Annotated in this window: 10 protein-coding genes; 1 reads left to right on the plus strand and 9 read right to left on the minus strand. The window is 51.4% G+C overall.

All coding sequences use genetic code 11. The features are described from left to right. Nucleotides 1-395: 395 nt before the first annotated feature. From ACQRAJ_RS01285 to ACQRAJ_RS01320, 8 genes are read right to left on the minus strand one after another with little or no spacing between them, the layout of a single operon-like run. Nucleotides 396-752 carry a DUF2304 domain-containing protein gene (locus tag ACQRAJ_RS01285; RefSeq protein WP_427747497.1) on the minus strand — a complete coding sequence of 119 codons (357 nt, stop codon included), beginning with the start codon at nucleotides 750-752 and terminating at the stop codon, nucleotides 396-398. Further along, nucleotides 749-1,462 (minus strand): glycosyltransferase family 2 protein, encoded by a 714-nt coding sequence (locus tag ACQRAJ_RS01290; RefSeq protein WP_427747498.1) that lies wholly within the window; start codon nucleotides 1,460-1,462, stop codon nucleotides 749-751. The genes ACQRAJ_RS01285 and ACQRAJ_RS01290 overlap by 4 nt, the downstream gene beginning before the upstream one ends. Before the next feature lie 26 nt (nucleotides 1,463-1,488). Further along, entirely contained in the window at nucleotides 1,489-2,748 is a 1,260-nt protein-coding gene (locus ACQRAJ_RS01295; protein WP_427747499.1) for a glycosyltransferase family 4 protein, read from the minus strand. Beyond that, on the minus strand, nucleotides 2,730-3,896 hold the full coding sequence (wecB, locus tag ACQRAJ_RS01300) for a non-hydrolyzing UDP-N-acetylglucosamine 2-epimerase (RefSeq protein WP_427747500.1): 1,167 nt from the start codon (nucleotides 3,894-3,896) through the stop codon (nucleotides 2,730-2,732). The genes ACQRAJ_RS01295 and wecB overlap by 19 nt, the downstream gene beginning before the upstream one ends. Before the next feature lie 52 nt (nucleotides 3,897-3,948). Beyond that, nucleotides 3,949-5,079, minus strand: a complete 1,131-nt coding sequence (locus tag ACQRAJ_RS01305; RefSeq protein ID WP_427747501.1) for a glycosyltransferase — start codon at nucleotides 5,077-5,079, stop codon at nucleotides 3,949-3,951. 1 nt (nucleotide 5,080) lies between these two features. Then, nucleotides 5,081-6,298 carry an NAD-dependent epimerase/dehydratase family protein gene (locus ACQRAJ_RS01310; RefSeq protein WP_427747502.1) on the minus strand — a complete coding sequence of 406 codons (1,218 nt, stop codon included), beginning with the start codon at nucleotides 6,296-6,298 and terminating at the stop codon, nucleotides 5,081-5,083. Nucleotide 6,299: 1 nt separating this feature from the next. Next, nucleotides 6,300-7,349 (minus strand): polysaccharide biosynthesis protein, encoded by a 1,050-nt coding sequence (locus ACQRAJ_RS01315; protein WP_427747503.1) that lies wholly within the window; start codon nucleotides 7,347-7,349, stop codon nucleotides 6,300-6,302. 30 nt (nucleotides 7,350-7,379) lie between these two features. After that, nucleotides 7,380-8,369: a glycosyltransferase family 2 protein gene (locus ACQRAJ_RS01320; RefSeq protein ID WP_427747504.1), complete on the minus strand. Its 990-nt coding sequence runs from the start codon at nucleotides 8,367-8,369 to the stop codon at nucleotides 7,380-7,382. 88 nt (nucleotides 8,370-8,457) lie between these two features. Here ACQRAJ_RS01320 and ACQRAJ_RS01325 point away from each other — a divergent pair, with 88 nt between their 5' ends. Further along, entirely contained in the window at nucleotides 8,458-9,684 is a 1,227-nt protein-coding gene (locus ACQRAJ_RS01325) for a hypothetical protein (RefSeq protein ID WP_427747505.1), read from the plus strand. Between the two features lie 364 nt (nucleotides 9,685-10,048). Here ACQRAJ_RS01325 and ACQRAJ_RS01330 read toward each other — a convergent pair whose 3' ends face one another. Continuing rightward, the gene (locus ACQRAJ_RS01330) at nucleotides 10,049-10,522 is read right to left on the minus strand and encodes a transposase (RefSeq protein WP_427747506.1); all 474 of its coding nucleotides are present in this window, start codon (nucleotides 10,520-10,522) and stop codon (nucleotides 10,049-10,051) included. Between the last annotated feature and the right edge of the window lie 122 nt (nucleotides 10,523-10,644).

Here is a 10,644-nt window from a genome sequence, read left to right on the forward strand (position 1 = left end):
TACCTAATGTCAGCAATAGTTGTCTGGTCGAAGTGGATGGTATGCTGGGTAATGGATCCGTGCAACACTGTCGAGCTTGCCGATGGGTCGCCGAAGATGTCACGGACCAGTTAAAAAACTCTAGGGATGCATGTGCATCGGTCTGACATCACGAAGCCCAGTGCGTGACGCTACTTCTGTCCAAGACTATGTACGAAAATCTAATCAGTGGTGGATTTCATGATTTTAATGCGACTCGGGGGACAATTGGCCGGAGGAAAAAGGCTGCCCAAGAGCAGTGTCTGGGTTATAAATAATATCGGAGTGGATTTACCTTCCTGACGGGTCATGGACCTTGTTCCGTCAGGCGTTTGTTAATTTGCGATAGAAAATATTCATTACCAGCCCGTCTGAAATTAGCTTTGCTGATTTCGCAAAACATCATTCTCATTTTCAAGAATCGCAATACGTTGAGTTAAGTTCTTGCAAGCCGTAACGAGTCTGCTAATCGCAATACTGAGAGATAAAGAAATCATCAATAAAAGTACTACAGCAACAAGAAAAGCGAAATTCGACGGGCTAATAAACCCAATACAATCTGAAATCCGATAAATCAACTCCGGAAAGCATACGCTAAATAGTGCCACCACGCACAGGCAAAGCCATAGTAACGAGTACTTTAAAAGCAGCTTTCCTTTACCGACTAAGGAAACGACATAAAAGAAAAGACCACTAAAAATTACGCCAGCGCCCACGCGAATTATCATACTCATGAGTGAGCCGCCTTTCTATAAGCAAAACAGGCCATGGAAATTGCAAGCGAAACCTTAATCATGTAATAAATTGAAGAAAAGCCAGAAATTGATGACACTCCGCCCTGCCTCTCGCGCATAAGTACAGGAACCTCAACAACTGAAAGTCCAGTTTTTAATGCCGCGGCAATAGATTCAGGCTCAGGATAATCATCTGGATAGTCCCTACAGAACAAATCTATGGCTTTATTGCCGCACGCACGAAATCCAGAAGTAGGATCTTTAATCGTCTTTCCGGTAAATAATCTCAGCCAACCAGAAAGCCATCGGATACCTACTCTCCTTAAAAATGTAGACTGAAAGCCTTCCGTGGGAACGGCAAATCTTGAACCGATGGATAAATCGGCACCATCAATAATCGGCTCGATTAAGTTCCCAATATAAGAAGGATCATGCTGGCCGTCACCATCAACCTGGACATCAATGTCATAACCATGCCTGAGCGCATATTTATGACCGGCCTGAACAGCACCACCGATGCCCAAATTTTGCGGAAGGTCAAGGATATTAAATCCATGTTGACGGCAGATAGATAGAGTTTTATCGGTTGAACCATCATTCACCACTACATAATCATAGCCAGCTTCAACAACCGATGAAACAGTCTGAACGATATTGGCTTGCTCATTATAGGCAGGAATGATTACCAGCACTCTCAACATGTCATCCATTAAAACCCCAACGATCCACATCGGACCTATATTGAAAATAGAACCTGCTTAATTTTATCCAAACAAACCAATCTCGAGAAATGCTCACGATAATAATTGAAGCCATTAGATCCTAAAGCTTCAATAGCGTCTTTATTCATTAAAGCAATTTTTACCATGTTATCAGCAAGCGCATTGGCATCTGAGGGATTGGAGACAAACCCGCATTCAGCAGAACGAACCGCATTGGCCCCTTCACCGCGCATTACAGCAAGTATTGGTTTCGAAGACGCCATACAACTTGAAATCTTCGCCGGAATAGTAAGCTCTAGCTCGGGATTGTCGGCGAATGGTGCAATCATTGCCGTTGCAATATCTGAATACATGGGCACAACTTCAGGATCTACGCGCCCAACAAACAAAATAGACTCGCTCAGTCCCATATTTGCGACGGTCTTCTGTAATTCCGCTCTGGACATGCCATCGCCAAGAATCAGCAGCTTCATCTCAACAGGACTATTATTGATTGCATACGAGAATGCCTCAATAACTGTGTCAAGATCCTGTGCAGGAGTTATTGATCCGGCAAAAAGGAAAACACACTGACTTCCAAATTGCGATCTCAGCTCCTGTGAAACACTCTTTCGTTCGTAAACCTCCTCACAGTGCTGAGGTATTACACTTATCGAAGCATCCGGATTCAAAGGTTTAATCCTATGAAATAAGTTGTCGGCCAAAGAGTCACTCAAGGCAATCAGTTTATTACAGGCAGCATACTGCTTGTCGCAAAAAGATTTGGCAAAAGCTCTCAGAAAGCTATTTTGGACATTTAAAACGGTGTACAAATTTTCGGGCCAAATATCCAAGACATAAGTGACAAGAGGACATTTATTTCGCCATGCAGCAAACCTAGCCGGAATTATCATCAAAATAGGGCTTGTATTATAGCAAAATACAACGTCGTAATTGTTTTTGAGCCTTAACGCCTTGAAAGATGCAGTAATCGGCCAGCTAATATAGTTCAGGAAAATGCGAACCGAAGTGTTTCCCTTTCGGCGTATTTCACCAGACCGAAAGACAGACGCACCGTGGTAATCATCGTAACGATGGCCGAAATAACCATATCCTTCGGCCCATTCGCCTGAAGGATAATTTGGAATACCGCAAAGGACATCAACACTTGCACCGTCTTCAATAAAACCTTTGACGATGTCATTGACTCGAAAGGTCTCCGGGTAAAAATGCTGCGTTACGACAAGTATTTTTTTCCCAGCACATGAGCAAGCCATTAAACGATCTTCCTCCACACCATCTTGTCCACGACGCCGGTGTAGCTCTGGATGATCTTGACCACCTTGGTGGACACGGTCTCGTCGGCGTAGTCGGGAACGGGAGCCTCGGGCAGCGATCCCTCCGCGTCGAGCTCGACGGCGGTGTGGACCGCCTGGAGCAGGCCGCGCTCGCTGATGCCGGCCAGCGTGAAGCAGGCCCTGTCCAGGGCCTCGGGACGCTCGGTGGAGGTGCGGATGCAGACCGCCGGGAACGGATGCCCGACGCTCGCGAAGAAGCTGGACTCCTCAGGCAGGGTGCCCGAGTCGGAGACAACCGCGAAGGCGTTCATCTGCAGGCAGTTGTAGTCGTGGAAGCCCATGGGCTCGTGCATGCGCACGCGCGGGTCCAGTTGGAAGCCGGTGGCCTCCAGGCGCTTGCGGGAGCGCGGGTGGCAGGAGTACAGGATCGGCATGTCGTACTTCTCGGCCAGCGCGTTGATCGCGGTGAACAGGTTCGTGAAGTTCGCCTCGGTGTCGATGTTCTCTTCGCGGTGGGCGGAGAGCAGCATGTAGCGCTTGGGCTCCAACCCGAGCTCGGAGAGGATGTCCGAGGCCTCGATCTTGTCCAGATTCGCGCGAAGGACCTCCGCCATGGGAGACCCCGTGACGTAGGTGCGCTCCGGGGCGCAGCCGGTGTCCTTGAGGTAGCGGCGGGCGTGCTCGGAGTAGGCCAGGTTGACGTCGGAGATCACGTCGACGATGCGGCGGTTGGTCTCCTCGGGCAGGCACTCGTCCTTGCAGCGGTTGCCCGCCTCCATGTGGAAGATGGGGATGTGCAGGCGCTTTGCCGCGATGGCGGACAGGCAGCTGTTGGTGTCGCCCAGGATGAGGAGCGCGTCGGGCTGCACCTGGACCATGAGCCTGTAGCTCGCGGCGATGATGTTGCCCACGGTCTCGCCCAGGTCGGCGCCCACGGCGTCCAGGTAGACGTCCGGGTCGTCAAGCGACAGGTCGCGGAAGAAGATGCCGTTGAGCGTGTAGTCGTAGTTCTGCCCGGTGTGCGCCAGCAGGCAGTCGAAATGGCGGCGGCACTTCTTGATGACCTCGGACAGGCGGATGACCTCTGGGCGCGTGCCCACGATGATCAGCAGCTTCAGACGGCCGTCGTCCTTGAACTCAATCATTATTATCTCCCATGGAATTCCAGTATTTACACATCAAATAAATTATTCAAGACTAGCTAATCGATTGCTGCTTTGAAATATCAATAATAGATGACTTTATTGCCTCGAAATCAGCAGGAACAATGGTCCCCAAAGAAGGATCAGCGATCTCTGCACAAGCAGAATTCTCCATCACAAGAACTCTCGTTCCGCAAGACTGGGCTTCAGCAACAGTAAGACCAAATGTCTCTTCAACACCAGGATGCAAAAATAAATCAGCAGTGGAATAGATTTCAGCAAGCTTCCTTGCATCACTGGTCTTAGAAAGACTCAATATCCTATTCCCCACCTGGACTTTTTGTTTCTCATTGACACCAACAAGAACAACTGCATAAAGATTAGGATCCAGCTCATGAGAAAGACGAACAAAAACATCAAGACCCTTGCGTGCACTCCATGGACTAGCAACGCCAAGAATCATAAAACGGTTTCCAATTCCAAAGCGACTGCGGAAGTCACTTGAAGTTGGCTTAAATACATTTTCATCAATCGAGTTATACCTTACTTCCACGGAATAACCCGATAGAAAAGATTCAGAAACCAAATTTGCCATCCAATTAGATGGAACTATCAATTTAAGTCGATTAACCGGCAACGAAGTAAATAGCCGTTTTTTTTCACGCCAGCACCAGTTGCACGATGAGCCAGGAGCGAAAGTTGGCGGATAGGTTTTTAACTGAGGGCATGCTTCTGCGGAACAGCACGACTCTTTCCATTGATTACAATTCACGTAAGAAAAATAAGCACAATGTCCCGTAAATGCCCAGCAATCGTGGAGCGTCCACTCCACCTTGCACTCATTTTTCGCCAACCACCGAAATAAAATAGGCAGGTTCAAATAATAACCATGAAGGTTATGAAGATGAACTACATCAGGACGGATGCGATCGAGAGCCTTAATTAAACGATACGTTTGAAAGCGAGAATGGAAGCCAGACTTTCCATCAATAAAAGTTTCAATTACATCCACAATAAAATTAATCGATGTCCCAAATAAGCGACCGTTTTTTATGCCCTTATTGGCTCTGCGACCCCAAAAAGCATATGACTCTTCGCCATTTTCCAGAAGAAAATTATGCTCAGCAAGCATAATCCTGCCCGTAGATCCATTTGGGACGCTGTTGATATGGGCGTAGACCGTCACGTTAAACTTCCTCGTAGTACGTGTCGGGGCTCTCGGGGTCGAAGGGCTCGTTGGCCCACATGACCGTCACGAGGTCCTCGGTGTCGGACAGGTTGGTGATGGAGTGCGTGTAGCCGGGGACCATCTCCACGACGCGCATGTCAGAGCCACTTACCGCGTACTCGTCGACGGGGAACGGATTCCCCTCGGCGTCCTCCCCGACCTTCCTCAACTTGATGCTCGCGGTGCCGGAGACCACCAGGAACCTCTCCCACTTGCTCATGTGCCAGTGGTTTCCCTTGGTGATGCCGGGCCTCGAGACGTTGATGGAGACCTGGCCGCGCTCGGGCGTGCGCAGGAACTCGGTGAACGAGCCGCGGTCGTCGGTGTTGGGCTTCAGGCTATAGGCGAAGTTTCCCGGCTCGTAGTAGGACAGGAACGTGCTCCAGAGCTTCTTGGAGAAGGAGCCCTCCGTCAGGTCGGGAACCGACAGCGTCTCGCGGCTGTCGCGGAAGCTGTCGAGCAGGCAGACGATCTCGCCCAGGGACTTCACGTCGGTCTTAGGGACGTAGCAGAACCCGTAGCCGTCGACGCGCTCCAGCCCGTCGTATCCGCAGCGGTGCTCCTCGCCGAGCAGCGCGCCCAGCATCTCGTCCACGAGGTCGTCGATGTAGAGGAGCTCCAGCTCCACGCTGGGGTCGTTCACGGTGTAGGGACGGCCGTTGGCGATGGCGTCGCAGAAGGTGGCCACGGCGGAGTTGTAGCGCGGGCGGCACCACTTGCCGTAGAGGTTCGGGAAGCGGTAGATGAGCACCGGCGCCCCCGTACGCTCGGAGTACTCGCGGAACAGGCCCTCCCCAGCGAGCTTGGACTCGCCGTATACGGAGCCCTCGAAGCGGCCGGACAGGCTCGCCTGCGCGGAGCTGGAGAGCATGACGGGGCACGTGTTCCCGTGGCGCTCGAGGGTCTCGAGCAGCGTGGAGGCGAACCCGAAGTTGCCCTCCATGAACTCGGACTGGTCCTTGGGGCGGTTGACGCCGGCCAGGTTGAATACGAAGTCCGCGCGGGAGCAGTACGCATCGAGTTCCCCAGGCGTCGAGTCGACGTCATACTCCATGACCTCGAGGGGAAGGAGTTGCTGGTATTTGGCGCGGCGGTCCTTGCCGTCGCGGATGTTCTCCAACGCGCAGCAGAGGTTCCTCCCGACGAAGCCCCTGGCGCCGGTGACGAGGACGCGCACCCTACTGCACCGCCTCGTGCTCGCGGCCCTCGAGCGCTAGCTGCACGTACTCGGCGGTCTTGATCTTGGCGATGGTGCCCGCAACGTCGAGCCTCTCGGTGTTGTGGGAGGTGTAGGACTCGTCGGCCTGGGTCTCCACCTCGCCGTCCACGACGAACTTGTCGTAGTTCAGGTCGCGCGAGTCGCAGGCCACGCGGTAGTAGCCGCCCATGTCCTCGGCCCTCAGTCGCTCCTCGCGGGTCATGAGGGTCTCGAAGAGCTTCTCGCCGTGGCGGGTGCCGATCACCTGCGTACCCACGCGGCCGAAGACCTCCTGCACGGCCTCGGCGAGGTCGCCGATGGTCGACGCCGGCGCCTTCTGGATGAACAGGTCGCCGGGGTTTGCGTGCTCGAAGGCGAACTGCACCAGGTCGACCGCCTCGTCCAGGTTCATGAGGAAGCGGGTCATGTTGGGGTCGGTGACCGTCAGCGGCTCGCCTTTTCGGATGCGGTCGATGAACAGCGGGATGACGCTGCCGCGAGAGCACATGACGTTGCCGTAGCGCGTGCAGCAGATGGTGGTGCGGCCGGCGCCGTTGCGGGCGTTGGCGTAGATGATGGACTCCATCATGGCCTTGGACTTGCCCATGGCGTTGATGGGGTATGCGGCCTTGTCGGTGGACAGGCACACGACGCGGTCGACGCCCTCGTCGATCGCGGCGTGGAGCACGTTGTCCGTGCCGATGACGTTGGTGCGCACGGCCTCCATGGGGAAGAACTCGCAGGAGGGCACCTGCTTGAGGGCGGCGGCGTGGAAGATGTAGTCCACGCCGTGCATGGCATCGCGCACGCTCTGGGCGTTGCGGACGTCGCCGATGAAGAAGCGCACCTTGGAGGCGAGCTCCGGGGACCTCTCCTGCAGGCGGTGGCGCATGTCGTCCTGCTTCTTCTCGTCGCGCGAGAAGATGCGGATCTCGGCCAGGTCTGTGTTCATGAAGTGCTTGAGCACGGTGTTGCCGAACGAGCCGGTGCCGCCCGTGATCATGAGGGTCTTGTTATAAAAGGTATTCACTAAATATCTCCTAGTTAAATGTACAGATAATCATCTGAATATAAAACCGTTTCCGCGGACTTTTCTTTTTTCATAATATAAAGAAAGGTAATTTAAAAAAATCTTTGGAATTCTTGAGTAATATCTAAGTGTCTTGAGCGGTCCCATCTCACTAAGGTATCGCTTGTAATCGGATATTAAATCTGAGCGCTTTTCAATAACAATCGCTGCTCTGAGCTGAAACAGCCATTGACTTCTTAAACAGTCGAAAGAAATAGCTGAACCGTAGAACTTCGCATTATTATCAATTATCGCCAAATGCTCCATAGCGATATCTGAGTATAGGGAGCGACTATTATAATTACTGTCATTACCGGCTGTTATCGTTCGATAAACAGACATGACTTCGGGCAGTACTAGAACATCGCCCAATCGTAACGCTGCCACGCACCAAGTAAAATCCCAAACCATCCTGTTAAAGCAAAATAAATCTGCAAAGCTGGCGTCCTGCAAAAGGTTCAATTCGGCAAATACATTCTTGTATATTGTTACAACGTTACTATAAGTTCTGTTTTTAAGGAAATCGGACAACTTAACGAGCTGTTTCTCATGAACCCAAGAAGGATATTTGGCGAGAATTGCCCCCTCTGGATTAACCTCACTGATTAGATGGCTTGCGCCAATAAGTGAATCATCCTTTTCCAACTCTGAGACTAGTTTCTCAATTTTAGAATCAGAGATCCAATAGTCATCCCCTTCAAGAAAACCAATATACCGACCATTTGCTTCCTTAATCGCATTCCATGTGTTGCGCGAATTGCCTTGATTGATGTCTGAAGCTATCAATTTGACATTTCGGTTATGCAGAGCATACTGGCGTGCAATTGCTACTGTGCCGTCAGATGAGCAATCATCCGCAATGATTACCTCGAAATCAAAGTGGGTTTTTTGGGAGAGTATGCTGTCTAAGCCTTTGGCAAGGTAGCCTTCATGGTTATAAGTGCTGACTATGATAGATACATCAACGTTATTTTCGTGCAAATCCAAAGCTCCAAACGGTAGTAATTCTTTTATTCCTTTAGTTTAAACCTATGAAACCTAATCAAAACGAAGAGCGGAACCTCAGAAGATGAATCCCACAAACACAGAAGAACTGTCCCTGAAAGCAAATGCCTTTTGGAACACATTTGGCTGCATATTTTATCTCGGCTGCCAATGGCTAATTACTGTACTTGTAGTAACGCTTTCAAAAGGATATGCCAATTCGGGGGCGCTGTCCCTTGCGATGAGTGTAGGACTCATTTTTACAGCAATAGGTTCTTACAATATGAGGACTTATCAAGTCTCGGATACACAGAATCGATACAGTGACTCAAGTTATATAGCGTTTCGATTTTTGACACTGTTCTTATCCCTTGGAATTTGTTTCATATATAGCTCTGTTATGTATAAAGATGTTCAAATACTTGGAACATGCATTTGCTATCTAGTCTTCAAGTTCGATGAAACGCTCGTCGATGTGATGTACGGCATTTATCAGAAGAACTTACGGATGGACTATATAGGTAAATCTCAAATTCTCAGAGGCTTTCTCTCCCTGTCTTTTTTTTCAATTGGATTGAGTTTCACAAGCAGCCTAATTTTTAGCATTTTATTAATGTCGTTCGGGTGCATCCTGGTAACCATACTTTTCGACAGAAAGCACCTTCAGCTTTTTTATCGCGGTCTTCCTACAATTGATATCGCCACAGCAAAGTCAATGATTATCACTTGTACGCCAGTAATGATTGCCTGTCTTTTTAACACGGCGATAGCGTCAGCTTCTAGACAGCTATTTGGCATAAATCAAGGTACAGAGCTATTGGGCATTTACTCCGCCCTCGCAACGCCAGCCGTACTCATACAAGCAGGGATTACTTACATTTACAGTCCTTGGATTTCTTCGTTATCACGAAATCTTGCCAGTGATAAATACCTATTCAAAAGGAATCTTAACAAGCTAGTTCTAGCGTTAATAGGAATAACGATATTGGGGACGTTGCTTCTTGCGCCGCTAGGTACATACCTGCTACCCCTTGTGTACCCGAACATCAGCAAGCACATTTGGACATTTCCGTTTGTCCTATTGGCCACATCGGCGACGGCTGTATTTGGCTTAATTCACAATTGCTTAATCATCAATCGATCTCTAATCACTCTATTGATTGTAAATGCGGGCGCATTAGTTCTTGCACTTGCCACTCAAGCGCCGTTTGTGTCAGCCTGTGGCTTAAACGGATTAAATTTATCTCTTTTATTATCGTATACGACAGCAAGTGCAGCCGGCTATCTTTCCTTGGTGCAAAAACTAAGGTAAGCAAGCCACCTCAGCTGTTCAAGACAACATCGTCCGAAGTAAATCCACTCAAAACAGTTGAGGTTCAGGCTGAGAGAAATAGTAGATTTGCCTGATGGCGTTGTCCGTCCTGATCTCTGCCAAGCGCCACATGGGGAAGTCGGTGTAGGTGAGCGTCTCTGTGCATCCCTTCCGCGCCGTTTTCGCGGCGGCGCGCAGCTTTACAGATTCGAGGGATTCGGTTACCTCGGCCGCCTTTGCCTCGGATACCTCATGGGATTCCCCTGCGTGGATGCTCTTGGAGGTAGTGTCGAGAAAGTTGGCGTAGCGCCCGATTCGAAACGAGTCGACCCGGCGTCCCGGAACCTGGAACACGGTTGATATCCTATGCCGCCTCGATTCTGTCCGCAAGCTCGAGGCCGGACTCGAGCATCTTCCTTGCCTCCGCCTCGAGCCGCGCCCAATCGACGGGACCGTCGGTCCCCCGGGTGCGCCCGTCGTCGTAGAGCTCGTTCATCCTCGCCCCCCGAGAAGTACCTCGACTCCTGCCGCATCTCGTCCTGCCCGCACATGACCGCGCCCGCGAGCCGCACCGGCGAGCCGTTGACGGGAACACCTGCACGACGCGCGACCTGCGCTTTATCTCCCGGTCGGTCCTCTCCTGCACGTTGTCGGCGCGCAGGCGCTTCCAGTGCGACGGCGGGAAGTCGAGGTATGCCAGGGCGTCCGGCTCGGCCTCCTCGAGGATCGCCGCCGCCCTCGGGCAGCACCCCTCCAGCATGTCGCAGGCCACGTGGTACATGGTGGTCACGGTGGCGGCGTCGCGCCCGCGGAACACCTGCGAGACGATCCTGCCCACGCGGCGCCTCAACTGCCAGGAGCCCGCCTTGGATTGGCAACACCTATTTGGACGATTCCGGGACGGACAGCCCCGCTTCCCTGAACTCGACCGGCGACATGTAGCCCAGCGTCGAGTGTATA

The sequence above is a fragment of the Collinsella sp. SGI.184 genome (assembly GCF_050313415.1).
Classification (GTDB): Bacteria; Actinomycetota; Coriobacteriia; order Coriobacteriales; family Coriobacteriaceae; genus Collinsella.

What these genes read in the sequence shown, in the direction of transcription:
- ACQRAJ_RS01285 (WP_427747497.1), bottom strand. Translation starts at nt 752, where the DNA reads ATGAGTATGATAATTCGCGTGGGCGCTGGCGTAATTTTTAGTGGTCTT.
- ACQRAJ_RS01290 (WP_427747498.1), bottom strand. Translation starts at nt 1,462, where the DNA reads ATGGATGACATGTTGAGAGTGCTGGTAATCATTCCTGCCTATAATGAG.
- wecB (WP_427747500.1), bottom strand. Translation starts at nt 3,896, where the DNA reads ATGATTGAGTTCAAGGACGACGGCCGTCTGAAGCTGCTGATCATCGTG.
- ACQRAJ_RS01325 (WP_427747505.1), top strand. Translation starts at nt 8,458, where the DNA reads ATGAATCCCACAAACACAGAAGAACTGTCCCTGAAAGCAAATGCCTTT.